The organism is Psychromicrobium lacuslunae (assembly GCF_000950575.1).
GTDB classification, from domain to species: Bacteria; Actinomycetota; Actinomycetes; order Actinomycetales; family Micrococcaceae; genus Renibacterium; species Renibacterium lacuslunae.
In genome coordinates this window covers 2,404,891-2,427,411 of the sequence record NZ_CP011005.1, presented here as the reverse complement: position 1 = coordinate 2,427,411, position 22,521 = coordinate 2,404,891, and the positions used below count along the sequence as shown (strand labels likewise).

22 protein-coding genes and 1 tRNA gene are annotated in these 22,521 nt (G+C 58.7%); 6 read left to right on the top strand and 17 right to left on the bottom strand.

All coding sequences use genetic code 11. From position 1 onward, the window contains the following. Positions 1-22 precede the first annotated feature (22 nt). The gene (locus UM93_RS11440; RefSeq protein ID WP_234399425.1) at positions 23-1,156 is read left to right on the top strand and encodes an acyl-CoA dehydrogenase family protein; all 1,134 of its coding nucleotides are present in this window, start codon (positions 23-25) and stop codon (positions 1,154-1,156) included. Between the two features lie 25 nt (positions 1,157-1,181). Here UM93_RS11440 and UM93_RS11435 read toward each other — a convergent pair whose 3' ends face one another. From UM93_RS11435 to UM93_RS11390, 10 genes are all read right to left on the bottom strand, one after another. Next, positions 1,182-1,871, bottom strand: a complete 690-nt coding sequence (locus tag UM93_RS11435) for a GntR family transcriptional regulator (RefSeq protein ID WP_045075683.1) — start codon at positions 1,869-1,871, stop codon at positions 1,182-1,184. A gap of 23 nt (positions 1,872-1,894) precedes the next feature. Continuing rightward, complete coding sequence (locus tag UM93_RS11430; protein WP_045075682.1) at positions 1,895-2,842, bottom strand: ornithine cyclodeaminase family protein; 948 nt, start codon at positions 2,840-2,842, stop codon at positions 1,895-1,897. 118 nt (positions 2,843-2,960) lie between these two features. Beyond that, positions 2,961-3,833 carry a substrate-binding periplasmic protein gene (locus tag UM93_RS11425; protein WP_052663760.1) on the bottom strand — a complete coding sequence of 291 codons (873 nt, stop codon included), beginning with the start codon at positions 3,831-3,833 and terminating at the stop codon, positions 2,961-2,963. A 45-nt stretch (positions 3,834-3,878) separates the two neighbouring features. Further along, positions 3,879-4,532 (bottom strand): amino acid ABC transporter permease, encoded by a 654-nt coding sequence (locus UM93_RS11420; RefSeq protein WP_045075680.1) that lies wholly within the window; start codon positions 4,530-4,532, stop codon positions 3,879-3,881. Next, entirely contained in the window at positions 4,529-5,173 is a 645-nt protein-coding gene (locus tag UM93_RS11415; protein ID WP_045075679.1) for an amino acid ABC transporter permease, read from the bottom strand. Before UM93_RS11415 ends, UM93_RS11420 begins: the two co-directional genes overlap by 4 nt. Position 5,174: 1 nt before the next feature. Beyond that, the gene (locus tag UM93_RS11410; RefSeq protein WP_045075677.1) at positions 5,175-5,960 is read right to left on the bottom strand and encodes an amino acid ABC transporter ATP-binding protein; all 786 of its coding nucleotides are present in this window, start codon (positions 5,958-5,960) and stop codon (positions 5,175-5,177) included. 197 nt (positions 5,961-6,157) lie between these two features. Next, positions 6,158-6,234 (bottom strand) — tRNA-Pro (locus UM93_RS11405). 120 nt (positions 6,235-6,354) lie between these two features. Then, a complete protein-coding gene (locus UM93_RS11400) occupies positions 6,355-8,172 on the bottom strand; it encodes an ABC transporter ATP-binding protein (protein WP_045075675.1) in 1,818 nt (605 codons plus the stop codon). Beyond that, a complete protein-coding gene (locus UM93_RS11395; protein ID WP_045075673.1) occupies positions 8,169-10,019 on the bottom strand; it encodes an ABC transporter ATP-binding protein in 1,851 nt (616 codons plus the stop codon). The genes UM93_RS11400 and UM93_RS11395 overlap by 4 nt, the downstream gene beginning before the upstream one ends. Positions 10,020-10,291: 272 nt before the next feature. Beyond that, the gene (locus UM93_RS11390; RefSeq protein ID WP_157874136.1) at positions 10,292-11,170 is read right to left on the bottom strand and encodes a hypothetical protein; all 879 of its coding nucleotides are present in this window, start codon (positions 11,168-11,170) and stop codon (positions 10,292-10,294) included. 376 nt (positions 11,171-11,546) lie between these two features. On the opposite strand from UM93_RS11390, the gene UM93_RS11385 reads away from it, so the two are divergent. Next, the gene (locus UM93_RS11385) at positions 11,547-12,584 is read left to right on the top strand and encodes an LLM class flavin-dependent oxidoreductase (RefSeq protein WP_045077310.1); all 1,038 of its coding nucleotides are present in this window, start codon (positions 11,547-11,549) and stop codon (positions 12,582-12,584) included. A gap of 11 nt (positions 12,585-12,595) precedes the next feature. Here the strand turns inward: UM93_RS11385 and UM93_RS11380 are convergent, their stop codons facing one another. Together UM93_RS11380 and UM93_RS11375 are read right to left on the bottom strand one after the other, a co-directional pair. Further along, on the bottom strand, positions 12,596-13,543 hold the full coding sequence (locus UM93_RS11380) for a metallophosphoesterase (protein ID WP_082057116.1): 948 nt from the start codon (positions 13,541-13,543) through the stop codon (positions 12,596-12,598). Beyond that, on the bottom strand, positions 13,540-15,828 hold the full coding sequence (locus UM93_RS11375) for a transglycosylase domain-containing protein (RefSeq protein WP_045075669.1): 2,289 nt from the start codon (positions 15,826-15,828) through the stop codon (positions 13,540-13,542). Before UM93_RS11375 ends, UM93_RS11380 begins: the two co-directional genes overlap by 4 nt. 36 nt (positions 15,829-15,864) lie before the next feature. On the opposite strand from UM93_RS11375, the gene UM93_RS17705 reads away from it, so the two are divergent. From UM93_RS17705 to UM93_RS11365, 3 genes are read left to right on the top strand one after another with little or no spacing between them, the layout of a single operon-like run. Further along, complete coding sequence (locus tag UM93_RS17705; RefSeq protein ID WP_009359196.1) at positions 15,865-16,020, top strand: Sp36 family protein; 156 nt, start codon at positions 15,865-15,867, stop codon at positions 16,018-16,020. A gap of 2 nt (positions 16,021-16,022) precedes the next feature. Then, on the top strand, positions 16,023-16,532 hold the full coding sequence (locus UM93_RS11370; RefSeq protein ID WP_234399295.1) for a RidA family protein: 510 nt from the start codon (positions 16,023-16,025) through the stop codon (positions 16,530-16,532). Further along, entirely contained in the window at positions 16,516-17,457 is a 942-nt protein-coding gene (locus tag UM93_RS11365) for an NUDIX hydrolase (protein ID WP_082057115.1), read from the top strand. Before UM93_RS11370 ends, UM93_RS11365 begins: the two co-directional genes overlap by 17 nt. A gap of 123 nt (positions 17,458-17,580) precedes the next feature. Here the strand turns inward: UM93_RS11365 and UM93_RS11360 are convergent, their stop codons facing one another. Then, on the bottom strand, positions 17,581-18,258 hold the full coding sequence (locus tag UM93_RS11360; protein WP_045075667.1) for a Crp/Fnr family transcriptional regulator: 678 nt from the start codon (positions 18,256-18,258) through the stop codon (positions 17,581-17,583). A 254-nt stretch (positions 18,259-18,512) separates the two neighbouring features. Between UM93_RS11360 and UM93_RS11355 the strand changes: the two genes are divergently transcribed. Beyond that, positions 18,513-19,694, top strand: coding sequence for a MarP family serine protease (locus UM93_RS11355; protein WP_045077302.1), 1,182 nt, complete (start codon positions 18,513-18,515; stop codon positions 19,692-19,694). A 53-nt stretch (positions 19,695-19,747) separates the two neighbouring features. On the opposite strand, the gene aroQ is transcribed toward UM93_RS11355, so the two are convergent. From aroQ to UM93_RS11335, 4 genes are all read right to left on the bottom strand, one after another. Continuing rightward, complete coding sequence (aroQ, locus tag UM93_RS11350) at positions 19,748-20,194, bottom strand: type II 3-dehydroquinate dehydratase (RefSeq protein ID WP_045075665.1); 447 nt, start codon at positions 20,192-20,194, stop codon at positions 19,748-19,750. A gap of 15 nt (positions 20,195-20,209) precedes the next feature. After that, on the bottom strand, positions 20,210-21,178 hold the full coding sequence (locus UM93_RS11345; RefSeq protein ID WP_045075663.1) for a cytochrome c oxidase assembly protein: 969 nt from the start codon (positions 21,176-21,178) through the stop codon (positions 20,210-20,212). Between the two features lie 34 nt (positions 21,179-21,212). Next, positions 21,213-21,518, bottom strand: coding sequence for a TFIIB-type zinc ribbon-containing protein (locus UM93_RS11340; protein WP_052663759.1), 306 nt, complete (start codon positions 21,516-21,518; stop codon positions 21,213-21,215). Positions 21,519-21,741: 223 nt separating this feature from the next. Continuing rightward, entirely contained in the window at positions 21,742-22,518 is a 777-nt protein-coding gene (locus UM93_RS11335) for a DeoR/GlpR family DNA-binding transcription regulator (RefSeq protein ID WP_045075659.1), read from the bottom strand. Between the last annotated feature and the right edge of the window lie 3 nt (positions 22,519-22,521).

Genomic DNA, 22,521 nt, shown 5'->3' with positions numbered 1-22,521 from the left:
GCCTTTTCCCGACGCCGATCTCATGCAGATCGTTGATCTGTTATCAGCGGAGGAACGGCAGCGTTATCTCAGCACCAGGGAGTTTCTGCAGCGCCGGATTCGTCCCGAAAGCATTGACTACTGGAACCGCGAGGCCTTTCCCTTCGAGTTGCTACCCGAGCTGGCTTCCTACGGCCTGGGCGAATTGCAGACCGATGGGAGCTCTCAGCTTTTCAAGGGGCTGATGTACTTCGAGGTGGCCCGTGCTGATGTCTCTCTTTCCGCGTTAGTCGGTATCCATAACGAACTGATCGTCGGAATGATCGATGAGCTCGGCTCGGAAGAGCAGAAGCAGCGTTGGCTACCCGGTTTGAAGGTCTTCCGCGAACTCGGAGCTTTTGCGCTAACCGAACCGAATCACGGCTCGGATGTGGCGGGTGGGCTAGAGACTACTGCCGAACTGATCGACGGCGAGTGGATTATCAACGGTGCTAAGCGGTGGATCGGTTCCGGCACGGTGGCTGATTTTGCTCTGGTCTGGGCGCGGGACCTGGCTGATAACGAAATTAAGGGCTTCATTGTAGAGACTGACCGTCCGGGCTATAGTGCCAGCAAAATCGTCAATAAGATCGGTCTGCGGATCATGCAGAACGCCGATATCGTGCTCGATGGTGTCCGGGTGCCGGAAGCCAATTTGCTGCCCGGGGCTAAGAACTTCGTTGCCGCCAATGAGCTGCTTCGGGATTCGCGAGCCTGGGTGGGTTGGCAAGGCGCCGGTATTCAGTTCGCTACTTTCGACGTCGCCCGAGACTACGTGGTGCGGCGTCACCAATTCGGCAAGCCGCTGGCGAAGTTCCAGTTGGTGCAACTGGGGCTGTCCGAAATTATCGGCAACGCCTCCTGCTCGCTGGCGTTGATGGTGCAGTTTGCTCGATTGCAAGACCAACGCGAGGCGCAGATGGCGCAGGCCGCGATGGTTAAGGCGACCACCACTCGATTGGCTCGGGCCTCGGTGGCGCAGGGCCGGGCGCTGTTAGGCGGCAATGGTATTGTCACCGATTACGAGATGGCGAAGATCTTTGGTGATGCCGAAATCCTCTACACCTACGAGGGCAGCTACGAAATCAACTCGCTTATCGTCGGACGGGCGGTCACCGGGATGAGTGCCTTCGTCTAGAGCGGATTACGCTCTCTAGAACGACTCAGCGAGCGGCTTCGCTCTCCCCGGTGGCCCATAACCCTCGAGCATGGCCGATGTGGCGCTGCATGAACGCCATTGCTGCTTTTCCATCGCCCGCCGCGATCAGATCAAGCAGTTCGTGGTGCTCCTGGGCGGACTCCGCGAGCTGGTCACTATCGCTCAGCGCCTTGAGACCATACAGCCGGGTTCGGGTGCGCAGATTGGTGGCGAGTTCGACGAGCTGATCATTTCCGCAATAACGCAGCAATTCGGCATGGAACTCGCGATCGGCAGCCAAATAAGCGGCGAGGTCGCCGCTCTGTGCGGCCTCGACAATATGATCAGCCAAACCATGCAACATGGCAATACCGGAGGGTGGCACGGTACCGGCGATATCCACCATCACTGGCGGTTCCAACAGCAGCCGAATCTGGGTGAGCTCATCGAGCTCACGATCGCTCATTGCGGTGATCCGGAAGCCTTTGTTCTTGACCGTCTCGACCAGGCCTTCGCGAGCAAGGTCCATCATGGCTTCTCGGACTGGGGTGGCCGAAACTCCGTAAGCGGCCCCCAACGAAGGCGCCGAGTAAAGAGTACCTTCGCTCAGTGAACCGGCAATAATGGCGGCGCGTAGTGATTCGGTGACCGATTCGCGAAGACTTCGTTGGCGGCCCAGCGGGGCGAGGGGGAGATGGTTCTGATCGGCCTGCACTGGGAGTTCTCCTTGCTTAGATATCAACGTCCGCTGCCTCCTTCATACACTACGGTGGCCATCACTAGGTCTTCCCAGGCCATTCCTACCCCGTTGTAAAGACAAGGTTTCGTAGCATTCCGACGAAGTTTGCCGTTCACCAGATCCTGCAGATTAGCGGGTTGGATGCTCTGCCACTCCGAGACGCTACGAGCCGGAATCAGATCTCCGGCTTCCCGCCAGGCGGCAGTTCTGGACTCTACTACGACGTCGCTGCGCCGCACTAGGGCGGCGTCAACTTCACGAGCATCCAGGCCGTGCTGACCGATAGCTGCCACGATGGTGCCGGGGGCTACCGAATTCCCATCGAAAAGCGGCGTCCGTGAGGAAGTCGTGCACAGGATGATATCCGCGTCGGAGACCTCGCTAGGTTCGGCCGGGCGAACTTGGATCCCCTCCGTGTTGAGCTGTCTGATCAGGGCTTGTACTCGCTCCGGCCGCTGACCGAGCACCGCGAAATCGGTGGCCTGCGGTAACAAGACGTTGGCCGCCCGGAAATGATTGAGTGCCTGAACGCCCGCCCCGAAAATAAGTAGTTTAGGCTGCGTTGGCTCGCCGCCGGGAGCCGCCGCGAGCATTTGGCTGACCGCAAGCAGGGTGACCGCCGGGGTTCGTATTGCGGTCAGTTCATTGCCGTCCATGGTGGCCAGCGGGGACAGTGTTTCGGAATCGATTAGCAGGTAGATGCCTTGAATTTTCTGCAAACCGCGAGCCGGATTCTCCGGCGCGACGGTAAGAGCTTTCAGACCGCTATAGCGCGAGCCCGTGGTGGGCATCAGTAGGAACTCCCCACCCGGTGCCGGGCTGAAGATCCGAGGGCTATCCTGCTCGGGGTCGACGCCTTGCCGCAGGGCGTTGTGCAAAGCAGTGACGGCGGTGTGCCAGGGGAGTGCCGCCCGCACCGCCTCGGCATCGAAATAGCTCAAACTCATCCGAACTCCTCAAAGATCCTTTGGGTGCGGCGCACGCCCGCGCCGCACCCAAAAGCTAATGACACCGCTCTGCGGGGCAGTCTGACCGGTAGCTTGACCGCTAGCTTAGTGGGCTAGCTTAGCTAGCTGGCACGATGTACTGAGTAGTGGCAACCTTACCGAGTCCCTCCGACAATCCGGCGCCGGTCAGCAGTTTGGTGATGGTGCCGTCCTGATGCTGTGCCGCAATGCCGGCATTGAGGGCTTCTTTGAGGCTGTTATTTCCTTTAGTCATCGGGAAGGCGGCCTCGGGTGCGTGAGTGATTGCGCCGACCCGGGGATCCGGCTTGTCGTTGGAGAGGGCGACGGTGATTGCGGAATTGCCCTTGAACTGAAGAACCTGCACACCGTAGGCATCGACCGCAGCATCGAGGCGACCGGCGTCGAAATCGGCTTTGAGTTCAACGCTGCTGGGGTACGTGGTGAGCTTATCGCCCAGAATCTTCTTGAGATCCTCGACCCAGAGGTAGCCGTCGATGGTACCAACTTTCTTCATTTTCTCCAGATCGGTCACCGTGGTGGCAGCAGACTTGGAGGCGATGCCCATTCCGTCGAGATAGGTCGAAGCTGAGAAGTCCACGGCTTTGAGGCGCTTCTCGGTGGCGTCGATGGTGCCCACTGCTAGGTCGATGTTGTTGCCGGAGATCGACTGCACGGCGTCAGCGTAAGTAGCTTGCTGGTAAGCCAGCTCGAGGCATTCATCCTTGGCGATTTTGCTCAGGATGTCGATGTCGATGCCGCTTGGCTTTCCACTGTTATAGCTACTGAACGGTGGAATATCAATCACGCCGACCGTGAGTTTGCCAGCCGCAATGGTTTGAATTCCTTCGTGTTTTGGTTTGCAGCCGGAGTTGGCCGTTGTGCTGCCGCCCCCGCAAGCAGTGAGGCTAAGCCCTAGGGTGAGCGCGCCAGCTGCGATGATCGCGGCGCCCTTGAGTCGAGTTGATTTCATGGTTCCTCCTGATGTTGTGATGTGTTGCGAGTGTGATGCGAAGGTTCAGGCGTGCCTGGCTAGGCGTTTTTCAAAGAAGACGGTGATCCATGTGGCGGGCATCGAGATCACCGCGTAACAGATGCCAGCGAGCGTGAAGACCTGTAGGTAGTTGAAATCCTGGCTGCCAATGTTGTAGGCGGTCTTCATTAGCTCAGGTACTGCAATGGCGTAGGCCAAGGAGGTGCCCTGGAACATTTGGATGGCGACGCCCATCAGGCCTGGAATTGCTGATCTGATGCCCTGCGGCATGACCACTCGGAAGAAGGCATCCCGACCGGAGAGGCCGAGCGCGCTTGACGCCTCATGCTGGCCACGGGCCACCGACTGCAGACCGGCCCGGATGATTTCGCTTGAATAGGCTGCCGCGTTCCAGGTGAGTGCCAGACAGGCTGCTGTGATGCTCTCGAAAGCGATACCGAACTTTGGCAGACCATAGTAAAAGAGGTAGAGGATCACTAGGGCGGGTGCACCGCGGCCAATCTCGACGATGGCCAGTGCCAGGGTGCGGAGAACGAGATTGCGGTGAGTCACCAACACTCCGAGTCCTAGACCGAGCGGGAAACCCAACAAGATTGAGATGCCAGCGATCAACAAGCTGACGCTCAGCCCGGAAGCCATTTGCGGCAGATAATTTAGCCAATCTGTTAGCCAGCTCATACGTAAATGGCCTTCCTCATCCGGGCGTCAAGACGGCGTGAAATATAGGCGACCGGCAGGCTCAGCACGATGTAAAGCACGCCGACGAAGACGTAGGGCAGGATGCCCTCGACGGTTGGATGTTGCCGGGCGAAGGACTGGGATTGGAAGACCATTTCGCTGACGATGATGGTCGAAGCGATCGAAGAATCTTTGAGCAGCCCGGTGAGATAGGTGGCGATTGACGGTGAAACCACTCGGAAAGCCTGCGGGACCATCACTCGATAGAAGGTGGTGCTGCGGCTCAGCCCCAGAGCATCGGAGGCCTCGCCTTGACCACGCGGGACAGCTTGTAAGCCACCCCGATAAATTTCCGCCAGATAGGCGATGGAGACCACACCGAGGCCAACAATGGCAGCGGCCACCGGGTTGAACTTGAAGGTGCCGATCTGGATGCCGAACTTCAGTAAGAAGAGCCAGACGATAATTGGCACCCCTCGGACCAGGTCAACAAAGAGCCTGCAGAGCAGCCGAACCAGCCAGTTCTGCGCGGACAGTCCGACGGCGAGCGGAACTGCGCCAACGATGCCGATCGCGAAGGCGGCGAACGTCAGAAGCAGGGTCATTGGTAAGCCCTGCAAGACGGCGGTGAAGGCGTCCATCTCAGCGCTCCAACACGGCACGCAGAAATTGCCGAGTGCGGGCTTGCTGCGGATCGCTCATCACGGCGTCGGGGGAGCCCTGCTCGATGATCTTGCAGTCCGCCATCACTACCAGAGTGTCCGAGACGTCTCGGGCAAACTGCATTTCGTGGGTGACCACGATCATCGTCATACCCTCGGCTGCCAGCTCGCGCATCACCGCGAGCACTTCGAGCCCTACCTCGGGATCCAGCGCTGAGGTGGGTTCGTCGAAGAGCATAATGCTCGGGTCGAGAGCCAGCGCGCGAGCGATCGCAATGCGCTGCTGCTGCCCACCCGAGCAGCGGCCTGGGTGCTGATGCGCCTTCTCCTTGAGTCCTACTCGATCCAGCAACTGCAGGGCGCGCTCATCAGCTTTTTCCTTGCTGCGTCCTAAGACTCGCTGCTGCGGGAAGCTGATGTTCTGCAAGGCTGACATGTGCGGGAACAGGTTGAAGGATTGGAAAACCATGCCGACGGTGCGACGCAGCGTAGCGAGGTCTCGGTTATTAATCACCCTGCCAGGTTCGATGGTGTGCTGAGCCACCCGGATGGTGCCCGAATCCGGACGCTCGAGCAGGTTAATGCATCTCAGGAAGGTGCTTTTGCCCGCTCCCGAGGGGCCGATCAGGGCGGTTACGGTGCCCGGTTCGACGTGTAGAGACACGTCATCGAGGACCAGGTTGTCGCCGTAGCGTTTAGAGATGTTATCCAGCTGGATGCCGAAGCGAACAGCTGTGCTGTCGGCAGCAATACCTGAGAGGGCCATGAGGATCTTTCGTGCGAGGAGTACCAGTCGTCATGTGATATGTATCACGTGATATGTGAAATGGTACATAATACTAAACGAAGAGGGAAGCGTTTAGTGGAAAGATCTGCCAATAAACTGCTTGGCTGGTTGAGAAGTGATCTAAAGCAACGCCTGCTTGGCAAGGCAGTTGGAAGTGCTGGATCATGTTCCAGCTATGGTCGGGGTGACAGGATTTGAACCTGCGGCCTCGTCGTCCCGAACGACGCGCGCTACCAAGCTGCGCCACACCCCGATGCTTTTCTGGAAGGTTCTCCAGAAAGCAACCTCTCAAGAATAGCCGACTAGCGCCGCCCACTCAAACGCGGACGACGCCGGTCGGCTAAGCCGGAGCCAAAACCGGTTAAAAGCCCGGCTAAACCAGCGAGTCTTGCCAGGCTCCGTGCAGCTTGGCGAAGCGACCACCGGAGGAGATTAGTTCCTCCGGTGTGCCATCCTCAATGATCCGGCCATCATGCACCACGAGCACTCGATCAGCGATTTCTACTGTGGAGAGCCGGTGCGCGATGATGATTGCGGTTCGGGAAGTGCCTGCAACTGAACCCAACAGGCTCTGCAGGCCTTGCTGCACGACTCGCTCGGAGGGGATGTCCAGTGAGGCAGTGGCCTCGTCTAGGATCAGCACCGCGGGCGAAGCCAGGAAGGCGCGAGCGAAGGAGAGCAACTGGCGCTGCCCGGCAGAGACCCGGCCGCCACGCTTGTTCACGTCGGTGTCGTAGTCTTCCGGCAGCTCCATAATGAAATCGTGAGCACCAACGGCTCGAGCCGCGGCCTCAATTTCCGCGCGGCTGGCCGAGGGCTTGCCCAATGCAATGTTCTCCGCCACAGTGCCGCTGAACAGGAAGGCCTCCTGGGTCACCATCACCACGGCGCGGCGCAGATCTTCGTTGGAGAGCCGATTGAGCGGTACCCCGTCGAGAGTCAATGAACCCGCCGAAACGTCGTAGAACCGGGCGACTAGTTTGGCCAAGGTGGACTTGCCAGCGCCGGTTTGCCCTACTACCGCAACGGTCTGACCAGCAGGAATGCTGAGGTCCATCTTGGGTAGCACCACTGGGCCGTCGCCGTAGCGGAACTCAACGCCGCGGAACACTAGCTCGCCACGAGGCTGCGGCAGCGCTATTGGCTCACTCGGCGGCCTGACGGTCGGCACTTCTTCCAGCAGACCGGAGACTTTCTCCAAAGCAGCCTGAGCAGATTGGAAGGAAGTGTAGAACATTGCCATTTGATCCACTGGGGAGAAGAAACGCTTGGTGGAGAGAATGAGCGCTAGGAGCGCGCCGACGGCTAAGCCGCCTTCGAGTACCCGGAAACCACCGAGCAAGAGCACCACCGCGACCGTAACATTGCCGATCAAAATCAGCCCGGGCTGGAAGATGCCGTTAAGGTTGATCGATCGAACCGTGACCTTGCGGTAGTCCTCGGCCAGTTCCGAATAGCGGGCGCCGTTATCCTTTTCTCGGCGGAAAGCCTTGACCGCGCGAATGCCCGTCATGGTCTCCACGAAGTGCACGATCAGCTTGGCCGAGACCACGCGGGAGGCACGGAAGGCCAGCTGCGAACGAGTCTGGTACCAGCGCGCCAGGAAGAACATCGGGATGCCAGCGAGCAGCACCACGATGCCGGTCTGCCAGTCCAGCGCGAAGATGCTGATCGCGGTGAAGAGCATAAACACAATGCCGGAGGCCAGGGACGAAACACCCGAATCGAGCAATTCGCGGAGCGCCTCCAGGTCCGAGGTCTGCCGGGCGATGATCCTGCCCGAGGTGTACTTCTCGTGAAACTCTAAGCTGAGCCGTTGGGTGTGCCGGAACACTCGGCGTCGTAGATCCAACAGCATCGCCTGACTCAGCTGAGCCGTGGCCGTGACATAGCCTGCCGTCATCACCGAAGTGAGTACCGCGGCCAGAATGTAGCCGCCACCGGTGAAGAGCAGTAGTGCGGGGTTCCCGTTGATCATCGAAGGCAGCGCGTGGTCAATGCCGAACGCGATCAGCAACGGGCCGGCCACCCTAGTGGCCTGGGAGAGCACCACTAAGACAATGGTGTAGATGAAGCGGCCACGGACCGGGCTAATCAGCGAGCCGAGCAGCTTGAGCGACCGCTTGCGAACTAACTTTGAATCCGCGGTATTGAGTTTGATCCGATCTTCATCGGCGGTGCCCATGCTCATGCTTTTACCTCGCTCAGTCCCGGCAGATCATCAAGATCGTTGTCATCGTCTTCGAGTTCGCTATCCAGATCCTTCGGCTCTTCATTCAGGCTGGCCAGCACGTAACGGTAGTGCGCGTTGCTGGCCAGCAGCTCGGAGTGGGTGCCCACCGCGCTAATCGTGCCGTTCTCCATCAGGGCGACCCGATCCGCCATCGCTACCGTGGAGGGTCGGTGCGCCACGATCAGCGTGGTGGTCTCAGCGAGTACCTCACGGAGCCTGCCCTCCACCAATTCCTCGGTGTTCACGTCCAGTGCGGAGAGCGGATCGTCTAGTACTAGGACGGCGGGTTTGGAAGCAATCGCGCGAGCCAGTGCGACGCGTTGCCGCTGGCCACCGGAGAGGCTGAGTCCTTCCTCGCCAATCAGGGTGTCAACGCCCTCGGGAAGCGAATAGGCGAAGTGTGCTTGGGCGACGTCGAGCGCCTCCTCCAGTACCTTGTCGGCGGCGGGGCTGGCAGGGTCCAGGCCGGTGCCGAGCAGTACATTGTCTCGAACCGAAGAGGAGAACAATGTGGTGTCTTCGAAGGCGACTGACACTAAGGTCCGTAGCCTGTCCAAAGATAGTTCCCGCACGTCGACGCCGTCGATGCTGATCGCACCGGAACTCACCTCATAAAGCCGCGGCACCAATTGCAGCAGGGTGGATTTACCGCAACCGGTCACCCCGACCAACGCCATGGTTTCACCCGGGCGAATGCTGAGGTTCACATCGCGCAAAATATTGCTCTTGGCATCGGCGTAACGGAAGCCAACTTGTTGGAATTCGACAGCGCCTCTTGGCTGGTTGAGTTCGCTTGGTTGCGCGGGGTCGGTGATGGTGTTCGTGGCGTCCATCACTTCATAGAACCGTTCCACCGCGGTTTTCATGGTCAGTGACATTGCCATCAGTGGGCCCATGAACTCCACCGGGGTAGCGACCACCGCTGCGGTAGCAAAGAACGCCACCAGCGCGCCCACCGTCAGGGTGCCATTGGCTACCAGGAGGATGCCGACGATCAGTCCGGAGCCCAGCGCAAGCTCGGGCAGTAGGCTGATCACCAGTGAGTAGGTGGCAAGAGACTTCGCTTTGGAGATCTCGGTTTCGCGCAGCTCCTCGGCCTGATCGCTGAAGTTCTCCAAGGCCTCACGGCTCCTGCCGAAGGCCTTGAGCACCCGAATGCCATGCACGGATTCCTCGACGGCGGTGGCCAGGTCACCAGCTTGGTCCTGACTCTTCCGGCTGACCTCGCGGTAATAGCGGTTGAAGCGGAAGCCATAAATCACGATCGGCACGCCGGCCAGAATGAAGATCAGCGCCAGCGCCCAGCTCAGCGTGAACATCAGCACCAAGCCGATGATCACCGTAATGGTGGTGACCACCAGCATGATGGCACCGAAGGCCATCCAGCGACGGAGAAAATTCAAATCGCTCATCGCCCTGCTGAGTAGCTGCCCGGAGCCCCAGCGATCGTGGAACGAAACAGTGAGGTCCTGCAGATGCCGGTAGAGCGAGATCCGCATTTTGGTTTCCACCGTGGTGGCTGGAGTGATCACGAACTGGCGGCGCAGGGCGACAAAGGCGGCCTCTAAAACACCGAGCGCGAGGACGATGCCGGCGGCGATCCAGACACTACTGGTCTCGCCGCCCTGATGCAGCGCGGAGTTGATCAGAACTTGATAGACCTGGGGGATTGCCAGTGCCACCACACTGGCGGCCAGGGCGCAAAGTAAGCCCATAACGAGGCGAGGAAGAATGGGTTTGAGGAAGGGATATAGTCGGCCGATGGAGTAAGCGAGAGAGTTTTGATTACGTTTCGATGCAGTCATGCCAGCTTCTTTTGTGTCTTTGTGACCGGTAAAAATTAGTTACGCAGAGTAACAATCCTAGTGTGTTGTGGCCTGGGTCACCAAGAGTTTCGACTGGCTACTTTGGAGTAATGTTCGAATTCTTTGCGGAGTCGTCGAAGCCAGGCTGTGCTGTTGCGCTGTCGCGCACCGTTCTCTGCGAACTTTGTGCCCCAGCGCCTCTTCCACAGAGTTCGTTGCAAATCATGCACGGTGGTGCTGCGAAGCTCGGCTATCAGAGGAGGTGCGATGAACTAGAGTGCCGACATTGCTCTCCGTACCAAATCGACGAACTCCGTTGGATGATGCACCACCTGTGCGTAACCTACCCGCAGCACCGGAAAACCAGCGACTGTGTATTGATTGAAACGTCGTAGATCCTCGTTGAAGCTCTGTTCGGCGAGGTGAAATTCTTTGCCCATCAGTTCCAGTGCGAGCACGCCGTTGATGCATTGATCCATTCGCCCCATCCCTGGCAGATAAACCTGTGAAGTCACCACGAACCCGGCGTTTTCCAGGTGAAATCGTGAGGCGACTTCTAAGGGCGATTCCGCATGCGGATCGATTCTCTTCAGAAGTTCGCGAGCCCTCACATCGGTGCGTCTGCTCAGCCGCTCATTCAGTTCGTTCAGAGTGCATCTTTTCATTCGAATTGCCGAGGTCACGACAACGATGGCGTCAAGTTCGGTTATCTCATCGAAAGCAGCGCGGTGTGAAGCTTGCCCTGGCTGTTGACCGCTGTTGCTTGGCCGACGGACCGAGCTCCGCGGTGCGCACCGCAGTACTTGTAATACCACGTCAATATCGCTCAACGGCAGTTTGGCGCGATGTTTCACGAAGCCAATCAGCTTCTTATTGTTATTCGCCGAGACATGTGGCTGATTTGGTTGCTTGAGCACCCAGAATCCGCGCTCCTTAGCGGCGGTAAAGCACGCGGATTCTGCGTTACCGCGTAGCATCTGGAATCGTGCGGTACTCATCCCCGGTAGTCCATAGACGCCCGAACCGTAGTTAATAATGCGCTTCGCTTCGACATCGTGGGCAAGTGCTGCGCGACTAATACCGGCCAACATTAGGGTCTTCCAACGCGCGCCGCCGCCAAGCTCTCGGATGATCTGAACCGGATCCGTCATGGAGAACATTTTGGCTTAGCGAACAGGCGTTTTCTGGTCTCAAAGAAAAGTCGGGGCCAGATGTGAGGAAAACCGGCACAGTGATGCGGAGTTCCCTACATCACTGTGCCTCATAACCAACGAAGTTTGTGCGAGAGTGCCTATTTCACGGAGTTCGCAGCGAGCCAGGCGCCGTAGCGTCGCGAACTTGAGCAATAGCTGCGCCGGTCGAAAGGCTGCATAGCATCCACTCTGGCAGGCTGGGTGAAGCGTAAATATAGCTCGTAAATCCCAGAAAATAGCAGCGGAGTAAAACCATCGCCGGCGTCCTGCCCGGAGATGGGTCTTGAATCGGGCAGTCGGGAATAATATATGCAAACGTATGCTTCTAGTGACCATGAAAGGTTTTGGATTTCTCTCCTTTGGACACTACGGACCGGGTAGTGGCTCGCAAACCGTCACCGCGAAAGACTCGATCAAGCAGGCCATTGAGCTTTCGGTGGCTGCCGATGAGCTGGGCGTCAACGGTGCCTACTTCCGAGTGCACCACTTCGCTAAGCAGCAGGCCTCGCCCTTCCCGCTACTATCAGCCATTGCCGCGAAGACCGAGCGGATCGAGGTGGGGACGGGCGTTATCGATCTCCGTTACGAAAACCCGCTCTACCTGGCCGAGGAAACCGCTGCGCTAGATTTGATCAGCGATGGCAGGCTAGCGCTCGGGATGAGTCGGGGGTCGCCCGAAACCGCACTCCGAGGCTATGAATCCTTTGGCTACACCGGTAGTAATGATCCGCGCGGCGGTGATATTGCCCGGCAGAAGTTCGCGCTGTTCTTGCGGGCGATCGACGGTGAAGGAATTGCGCCCTCCGATCCAAGGGCGACCGGGCGAGAGACGTTACTGCGAGTGGAGCCGCATTCACCCGGCGTCCGGAAGCGGATCTGGTGGGGCTCCGGGACCCGGGAAACCGCCGAATGGGCCGGGCAGATGGGCGTCAATATGATGTCCTCCACCCTGCTAACCGAAGATGCCGGGGTGCCCTTCCATGAATTGCAGGCGGAGCAGATCGCGATCTATCGTCAGGCCTGGAAAGACGCCGGGCATGACGGTAATCCTCGAGTTTCGGTCAGCCGCAGCATCTTCCCGATTATGAACGACACGGATCGGCTGTACTTCGGTCGCAGCGACGGGGACCAGGTCGGCATCATCGACGGTTTCCGTTCGACCTTCGGCAAGAGCTATGCCGGGGAGCCGGACAAGTTGGTGGAGGAGCTGTTGCAGGATTCAGCGGTGATGGCGGCTGATACGTTGATGCTAACCGTTCCTACCCAGTTGGGGGTCGAGTTCAATATGCACATCCTGGAATCTTTCGCCAAGCATGTGGCGCCGAAGCTGGGCTGGAAGCCGAATACCGAGGGACCGGTGACGGCGGAGTAGATGTGAGACCGTCAGGTGTTAGAGCTTCGTGCTCTTAACTCCAACATCACTGCCTCGGGTCGGCAGGCGAAGCGCACTGGGGCGAAGCGGGAGGTGCCGATGCCGCCGGAAACATTGACCGGCGTCGTGCGCCCTCCGCTTTCCCAGTCATTGAGCCCTTTGGCTCGCCAGGTCGGCAGATCGCAATTGCTGACAATGGCACCGTAACCCGGGATGCACAACTGCCCGCCATGGGTGTGGCCAGCCAACAGCAGGTCCGCTCCGTCCTCGGTGAAGTGGTCCAGCACCCGCTGATAAGGGGCGTGTGCGACGGCGACCTTGAGATGCGGCGAATCTTCCTGATCAACGGCTCCTTGCGGCCAACCAGCGTATCGTTCACGCTTCAAATGCGGATCGTCCACGCCGGAGAAATCGAAGCGAATGCCCTTCAGCACGAGCGATTGATTCCGATTAGTGAGGTTAACCCAGCCATGCGCACCAAAGCCAGCGTGCATTCGCTCAGTATCCAGCCGAGCGGGTTGGCGTTTCAATGGTAGTTTCGATGGCCCACGCAGATAGACCGCTGGGTTATTCAACCGTGGCGCGTAGTAGTCATTCGAACCGGGCACAAACACGCCCGGAAATTGCATGAGAGGTTCAAGCGCGCTCAACAGCGGATCAATGGCCTGCGGATGGGTCAGGTTATCGCCGGTATTGACTACCAAATCGGGCTTGAGCTCCGCCAGCCCTTGCAGCCACTCGGTCTTCTTACGTTGCCCAAGGTTCAGATGGATATCGGATAGGTGCAGGATCCGGAATGCCGGTGCACCGGCGGGCAGAATATTCAGCGATTCACGCCGAATAGTGAACCAATTCCGCTCAATGAAGGCCCCATAGGCAACACAGCCTAAACCGGCGGCGGCTACCGTGCCGAACCCGGTCAGCCAGTTCCTCGCTGACCGGGACGCGCGAGTGGTCAAGGCTTCTTCTTCGAGTCGCCGTTCCCGTTGTTCCCCTTGGTGTTGGCATTTCCGTTAGTCGCCGGCGGAGTTGCCTTACTGCTGCTCGTGGGGTTGTTCCGGTTCGGAGTTTGGGTCACCGGGGGCGCGACGTAGGGCTCCTCAAGCATGCTGCTTGGCGGCTGTGGGAAGTCCTCGTGCTTATAGCTTGGAGCAACCTCGTTCATAAAGTTGGAGAAGGCTGTGCCTGCGATATTTGCACCGTCGATTTGAGCGTAGGGCCGACCGTTTATTGTCACGTTCTGATTGTGGAACGGTTTATCAATTTCACCGGTAGGACTACCAAACCAGGAGGCTGTCGCTAGACCGCTGGTTGTACCAACAACCCAGGTGTCCACACCGAAGTTGGTGGTACCAGTCTTGGCTCCTAGGTTGTAGCTATCCTGATTCACGTTTGGTTGGATAAGGGCTCCAGAGCCACGCGCCTTGTCGCTCAGCACACGTTGGAGAGCGTACATAACACCCGCGGCAACCTCAGGCTTCATCGTCTGCTTGCACTCGGACTGGGGTACTTGAAGTTGCTTGCCCTGAGAGTCAGTGATCGAGTTGATCGCGATTGGCTTGCAGTAGACCCCCTTATTCGCAAAAGTAGCGAAAGCATTCGCCATCGTCAGCGGGTCGATGCTGTCGGAACCCAGGAGTTTTGATGCGGTATCAAAGGTGAGCGGTTTGCCGGTGACGCCGTCGATAATCCCGGCCTCGGTGGTCATTTGCTTGATTTTGCAGAAATCGAGCTGAGAGGCGCTGGCAAAGGTAATCGTATTGATCGAGCCCACCAGACCATTGAGTACCGACATCGAATAGTAATGGTTCGGGTCGTCGTTCTGCAGATCATCACTTCCCGGCAGGCTGCTATCAAAGTAACCCGTTGTGGTTCCGCAAGAGTTCCGCCACACCGTGTCGGTGCCGTAAACGCGCTTCGCGCCATTGAGAACCGTGTTCATCGAGCGGCCGTCATCAAGCCAGGAAGCGAAGGTAAAAGGTTTCATCGTGGAGCCGACCCCCATGGTGCCGAGGCCGCCCAAAGGGTTGTGATCTGCATCGAACTTGCCGACGCTGAAGTTATAAGATGTCTGACCAACCGCGGCTACGGCTGACATCTTGAAGTTCTGCGCCATGGTTAGCACTTTTCCGGTACCGGGCTCGATGCTCACCATCGCCGAGCCACGATTGTCGTTAGGCCCGGTGGTGTTGTTCTGCTGATCTTGAGCGATCTTTTGGGCTTTGGGGTCGAGAGTCGTCTTAATTGTCAGGCCGCCCTGATAAAGCGCCTGAGCCCGATCATCGACGGTTTTTCCAAAGGTCGCATCACCAAGAATTAAGTTTTTGACGTATTCGCAGAAAAATGGTGCCACTGCTGCCGTCGCACAGCCCTGCGGTTGCACTTTTGGCTTCAGGGTAACCGGTGCGGCGACGGCGGCGTCGTGATCTTTCTTGTTGATCATCTTTTGCGCCAGCATCTTGTCCAGCACATCATTTCGGCGATCCTTGGCATTATCGGGATGCGCGATGGGATCGTAGAACGAGGGGCTGTTCACCACTCCGGCCAGAGTGGCCGCCTGGACCAGCGTTAGCTTGCTGGCATCGACGCTAAAGTATCGCTGCGCAGCGGCCTGAATGCCATAAGCACCGTTGGCGAAGTTCACAATATTGAGGTAGCCAGCCAGGATCTGATCCTTAGACTGCTGCTTCTCCAAAGCGATAGCGAGCTTCATTTCGCGTAGTTTATCGGCGACTGTCTTCGCTGCGCCGATTTTGGCTAGATCGCCCTTATTCTGCGCTTCGAGCCCCTGGATGATTTTATTGTTCACATACTGCTGAGTGATGGTGGAGGCGCCCTGACGGCCGCCTTGCACGGTGGAAACCAGGGCTCGCATGATGCCAGTGGCGTCAACACCGCCGTGTTCGTAGAACCGGGAATCCTCGATCGCGACCACTGCGTTTTTAATGAACGGCGACATCTGATCGAAACCCACCGGCTGCCGGTTCTGGGTGTATAGATTGGCAATCAACGAGCCGTCGGAGGCCAGGATCTTGGTCGCCACCGCAGCATCGGCCGAGGTCAACTCACCCGGAAGCTTGTCGAAAGCATCGATGGAGGTGCTGGCGGCGCTGCCAGTCAGTGCGACAGCGGGCACCATCAGGCCAGCAACCAAGACGCCGCAAAGCACACTCACAGCAAGGAAGCCGACGAGCTTTCCCAGCGTGGTGGCAGTATTGATGATCGGATTCTTTCGAACAGCCATTTCCTCAGTCTACCGGGGGCAGGCTAATCTGAGGGTATGACCAAGTGGGAGTACGCGACTATACCGCTCATTATTCATGCCACCAAGCAGATCCTCGATCAGTGGGGTGAGGATGGCTGGGAGCTGGTTCAGGTGGTTCCTGGACCCGATGGCAATGGCCTGGTTGCCTACCTCAAACGAGAGAAGCAGTAATCGTGAGCGAACCCCGAACTGACGCGCCAATCCAGCAAACCGACGCTCCGCACTCGGCGGTGGAACGTCGGCTGGAAGAACTTGGCCACGCCCTGCCACCGGTTCCCGCGCCGGTCGCTGCTTATGTGCCCGCGGTGATCAGCGGAAACTATGTTTACACCTCGGGGCAGCTTCCCAGCATTGCGGGAAAACTCACAGCTAGCGGAAAGGTTGGCGCCGAGGTCTCCGCTGAAACCGCGAAAGATTGCGCCGCGCTTGCCGCGGTGAACGCACTCGCCGCGGTGAAGAGTGTGATTGGCGATCTGGATCGGATCACCCGGGTGGTCAAGGTCGTCGGCTTCGTTGCCTCGGAGACGTCTTTTACCGGTCAACCCGGAGTAATTAATGGCGCTTCCGAGCTACTCGGTCAGGCCTTGGGGGACGCCGGTGTGCATGCCCGCTCAGCAGTTGGTGTTTCAGTGCTGCCGCTGGACGCGCCAGTGGAGGTGGAATTGATTGTTGAGTTCCAATAACCCCGTTCAGGGCAAGCTGCTCGGGAAGCGGCGTTTTCAGTTGTGGCAGGACGAATTCGTGGCCGCACAGAGTTGGCTGGAGCACGGCGAACGTACGCCGAGCAAGGCCCGTTATGCTTCCTCGCTGATCCTGCTCAAGGACAGTGCGCACGGGCCGGAAACCTATCTGAGCTATCGACGCGGCTATTCCCCCTTAGGCACCGTGGCCTTCCCCGGGGGCAGCGTGGAAACCACTGACGACGTCGACGCCAGCATTGAGTGGGTCGGCCCGAGCGCCGCAGCCTGGGCCAAGACGATGGGGATGGACGACCCCACCCTGGCGCGCAAGCACATCGTCGCGGTGATCCGGGAGGCGTTTGAGGAAACCGGCATCCTGCTGGCTGGTAGTGACGCAAGTTCGGTGATTGACGTTGCCCCGACCGCTGAGTGGATGAAGAAACGCGAAGCTCTGGCGGCTCAGGAATTTAGTTTTCAAGACATGCTCAGCAAACGCGGCCTGGCCTTACGCACCGACCTGCTCAAGCCAGTGATTAACTGGATCAGCCCGGACTTCGCTCATCGTCGTTTTAATACCCGGTATTTCGCCGCTGCGGCGCCGGTGAATCAGACCCCGGCACCCTTGGAGAGCAAAAGCCAATGGGCAGACTGGGTATGCCCGTCCAAGCTAATTGCTGAGCGTGACACCACCGCACTCGGCGACCGAGTCGGTGCGGAGAATACTATTGGCAGAACCCTCGGCGAACTAGTCAGCTCCGGTTGCGATTTGATTCTCAGTAAGATCGCGATGTCCAGCGGTTGCATCGCCTACCTCAACCATGCTCGGCCGGCCACCGCCTTCCAGCCCCGTTTGGTGGTGGAAGGCGGCGAATTTTGGCTCGAAATCGATGCTGCCAATAAGCCGGACGGCATCTGCCGGGAGCGCTAAGCAGTTCTTAGCTCTCAAATGGTCGGCTGCCCCCGTCCAACCGGGGTTTCGCTGGGCATAGCCAGCTTCTCCCACTCAATCCCATGATTCGACGGGGTCTGCTAGCGAGCGGTGGCCGAGTGATTAGCGGCTGCGCTGCCGCAAGCGATTAATATCAAGGATCACCACGGCGCGGGCTTCGAGCCGCAACCAGCCGCGCTGCACGAATTCAGCAAGGGCTTTGTTCACGGTTTCGCGTGAAGCGCCGACCAGCTGGGCAAGTTCTTCCTGGGTCAATTCGTGTGCCACCAGCACGCCATCGGTGGCTGGGCGACCAAAACGTTCGGACAGGTCGATAAGGGCTTTGGCCACTCGGCCTGGCACATCGGAGAAGACCAGATCGGAAAGGTTGTCATTGGTGCGGCGCAGTCGGCGGGCTAGAGCCTGCAGCAGCTGGGCCGACACTTCAGGGCGGGATTGCAGCAGGGTACGCAGGCTATCATTCCGCAGCCCGGCCAACCTGGTCTCCGAAACAGCAGTGGCCGTCGCGGTCCGCGGGCTGGGGTCGAAGAGAGCCATCTCGCCGAACAACTCACCAGGGCCGAGAATTGCCAGCAAAGACTCCCGGCCATCCGCCGCGGTACGGCCGAGCTTCACTTTGCCGGAAACGATGAAATACAGCTGGTCGCCCTGATCGCCTTCGTGGAACACCGATGCTCCGCGTGAGAGGTCGACTTCGGTCAGCTCATCTGTGAGCAACCGGAAAGCCTCGTCGTCGAGCGTTGCGAATAGTGGTGCCCGGCGAAGTACCTCGATGTCCATGAAATCTCCTGAGTAACGTTTCAATGCTGTGCTGAGGCAATTGTTTCAGATAATTCTGGAGAATGTGACGTATTTGGCATCTATGGCCGGTTTTGTGGCGTTCGGTGTGGCTTATCAAGCCGAAAACTGAAGCTGAAAGCACCCGAGCTGAGGACCATACAAAGCAAGATGCTAAGAAGGCTCGATACACTGACACTTCCGCTTTGTCGCCCGAACGGCTGGTGAAGCGAGCTTGGTGGAGGAAGAAAAAAATGGTGTTCGGTCTGACAGTTCTCGATATCGCCTTGCTGATCCTGCTGATCTGGCAGCTCTTTTATGGCTGGCGGGTAGGCCTGCTGATCAGTCTTTGCGGTGTGCTCGGCTTTGCCCTTGGAGCGGTCGCCGCGTTCTTCGCGGTACCTTTCGTCAGCAGTTGGGCGAACGACTCGGGCTGGCGATTGGCTGCCGTGGTGGGCTCCGCACTGCTGTTGATCGCACTCGGGTACTGGCTGGGAATTGCGCTTGGCCAGCTGTTGAGCCGTGGCGTGAAACTCAAGCCGCTCCGTGCGGTGAACCGGGTACTGGGTTCGGTGGCGGCTTTTCTAGTCGCTGCGCTACTGATTTCGCCGGTTGCTTTCACCGTCTCGACACTCGGCATTCCTTTCCTATCTTCAGCGATCAGCCAGTCCAGTGTGATTAGGACTATCGACTCGCTCACTCCGGTGCCGCTCAAACAGGCCATAGCGCAGCTTCGATCGACGGTGGTCAGCGAGGGGATCCCGCAGCTTTTCAATCAATTCGGAGCAGCGACGCCGGTTGCCCCACCCGATGCGCGAACCGATACGCCGCCGCTTAACGCGGCCGCGGAATCGGTGCTCAAAATCACTGGCACTGCCTTCCAATGCGGGCAGAATCAAACCGGTACCGGGTTTGTCATCGCTGAGAATCAGGTGATGACAAATGCGCACGTGGTGGCCGGGGTGAGTCAGCCGGTGGTTGAGGTGCCTGGGCGTGCGCTGCTGGGCAAAATCGTTTACTTCGATCCGAAGCAAGACCTAGCCGTTATCAGCGTTGACGGTTTAGGAGTGAAGCCGCTCAGCTTGGGCTCGAATCTGGGGATTGGCGCCTCGGCAGCCTTTGACGGCTATCCTCTGGGTGGCCCATTCCAATCTAAACCCGCCTCGGTGCAGAGCAAGGGGCAGGTTTTGGTGCCCGATATCTATGGGCAGGATCGGCACCTGGAAGAGGTTTACCAGCTCGCCGGGGATGTGCAGCCGGGTAATTCCGGCGGCCCGCTGCTAGACCTGGAAGGGAAAGTTTCCGGGGTGATCTTTGCGAAAGCGGATTCAAATGTCCAGATCGGTTATGCCTTCACTCTGACCGAGGTGGCGCCGGTAGTGCAGCAGGCAGCTGGACTTAGCCAGCAAGTCTCCTCAGGCCATTGCGTCAGTAAGTGAGAGCTTTTCGGGGAGGCTTCTGCTCGTCAGGGACCACTCGGGATGGGGTGCGGCTAGTCCTTGAGTAGCTCGGCCAGCTGAGCGATGGCCAAGCGGTAACCGTTGATACCGGCTCCTACAATCACCGCGCTCACCACCGGTGAGAGATAGGAACGATGCCTGAACTCCTCACGAGCATGGACATTTGAGATGTGCACCTCAACGGCGGGCAGGTTTACTGCGGCGAGCGCGTCTCTCAGTGCTACGGAGGTATGAGTGTAGGCTCCGGCATTGATCACAATACCGACCGCCTGCTCTCTGGCCTGATGGATTTCATCAAGCAGCACCCCTTCATGGTTCGACTGCACGCACCGAGCAGTGAAGCCAAGCTCGGCCGCGCTATTGCTACAGAGTGCCTCAATATCTGCCAGCGTTGCGGAGCCGTAGATCCCTGGTTCGCGGCTGCCCAGCAGGTTGAGATTGGGGCCGTTAAGGACCAGGAGGGTACCTGAGGAAGTCATGGTTTTAGTATGCCATTAGCCGCTTGGCCGCTGCTGGTTTCGTGCGATGCCCTGCAGGTATTCGTTATAAGCGGTCAGCTCGGCGGGTTCTTCAGCCAGGGCATCTTGTCGACGCGCCAGCCGCAGATCATCGCGCCGCCAACGCACCAAGATCAACATCAGCAGCAGTAAAGATGGCAATTCGCCGTAGGACCAGGCGAGTCCACCAGCGATTCCCTGATCAGCCATTGGGTTAATGCCCCAGGACTCCGGCGGGGTGTCGAAAAACGGTACCAGCGGAGCGGTGGACATCATCACAATGACCCCGAAGAAAGCGTGCAGTGGCATCTCGGAAAATAGGTCGATCAGCTGTCCGCCATGGCTTTGCCGCCGGGGCAATGGGTCAGTGGAAATCAGTGGCACAGTGAAAAGAATTCCGGAAATCAGGAACAGTAGTTCCAGCGCCACATGGCCTGGCCAGCTTGGTAATAGCGCCTGGGCGATGCCGGAGAGGTAAAGGCCGTAGAAGCTCAGCAGAAAGAGCGGAATCATGACAGCAGGGTGCAAAACTAGCCGACTCCAGCGGGAGCGTAGCGCCGTCAACGCCGCGCTGAGTGCAAGGCGGCCAAGCCCGTGATGTGCAGCGCTGCGCAGCAAGAGTCTGCCCGGGGCGCCGAAGACCAGAAGGGGAGGTGCTGCCATCATCAGGGTTAGCTGCTGGAACATGAAGACGGAAAACATCTTAACGCCATAACCTTCGATGCCCGCGCCCATCACCACCATGATGAGCAGGCAGCCTGTCACGAAGGAAGCTGTGTGCAGCACGGACCAGTGGCGACCTTGGCGCCAGAGCCGGATCGCACCACAGAGGTACAGGGCAGCCGCAAGAGTTGCCAGCAGAGGAATCAATGGCACCGGTTGAAGATGAGGGGCTAAATACTCGCTCAGGCTTGGCGGTGCAACCGGCAACCAGGCTGGGCCGTTGAAGTCGCTCGACGGGGGCATCGTGACAAGTTAGCTGGTGACTCGGCGCAGCAGGCTAATCAAAGAGATCGCCCAAGAAACCGCCACGGCGACGTCGACCGTTCTGATTGTGTCCACCCCGACCGTGCCCAGTATTGTGTCCGCCGTGTTTCCCGCCGTAGTTTCCTTGATTCTGCCAGCCAGGCTGCACGAAGGGGGCCGGTGGTGTTTGTTGGCCGCCGTAGTAACCGGCTTCGGCGTCAATGAGTTGTTCGAGTTCGCCGCGATCGAGGAAGATGCCACGACAACCACTGCATTGGTCGATGGTCACCCCATTGCGTTCGTAATTGCGCATCGTCTCGCCGCATTTTGGGCAGGTCATCGTTATGCCTCCGTTTCATAGTACATAAATCACTTAATCCATAAATCAATGTACTAACAGAGTTTGTGAATCAGCTAAGCGGCCGCTTAAAACCGGTCGAGTGTCGAGATATGGGGCTTAAAACTGCTGTTTAAGCCTCATATCTCGACGCTCGACGAAAGGATAGAGGGGAGGTGCCTGGAAGCTGCGGCGGAGAGGCGGCGGTGGTCTCAGGTCGACGGCCTCAGCGCTGCGGCGTGACCAGTCTGAGTGAGCCTACCCGTTCGCGAAGCAGGCTCACCGCTTCCGTTGGCATCCCGTCGTCGGTGATGAATTCCTCGACTTCTTCGAAGGAAGCGATTGATGAGACGCCGAGAATGCCCCACTTACTGTGGTCTGCCACCACGACGACGCGGCGGGAGGCAGCCACCAGGGCACGATCCATCTCAGCCTCAAGCAGATTGGGAGTGGTGAAGCCGGCCTCGGCGTCCACTCCATGCACGCCCATAAACAGCAGATCGAGGTGCAACTGGTGCAAGGCGCGCGTGGCAATCGGCCCCACCAAGGCGTCCGAAGGGGTGCGTTCGCCACCGGTGAGCAGCACAGTGTTCTGGGACGGGGAGTCATAAAACACGCTGGCGACCCGCACGGAATTGGTGACAATCGTGAGTCGATCCTTGGTGGCTAGCTGTTTGGCCAGCGTCCAGGTGGTGGTTCCCGCGCTCAGCCCGACCGCCATGCCTTCCTGCACAAGTTCGACGGCGGCCCGGGCGATGGCTTCCTTTTCCGCCTCCGCCTGGGTGGATTTGAGTTCGAAGCCCGGCTCGTACATGCTGCGTTCGCCGCGGGCCTTGGCGCCACCGTGAATTTTCTCGACTACTCCGGCGTCGTGCAGAGCTTCAATATCGCGACGTACCGTCATCAATGAAACATCGAGAGCTTGTGCTAGATCGGCCACTCTCAGTACCCGGTCCCGCTGCACCATTTCAGCAATCGCCACGCGTCGGGCTTCAGCTAACATGGC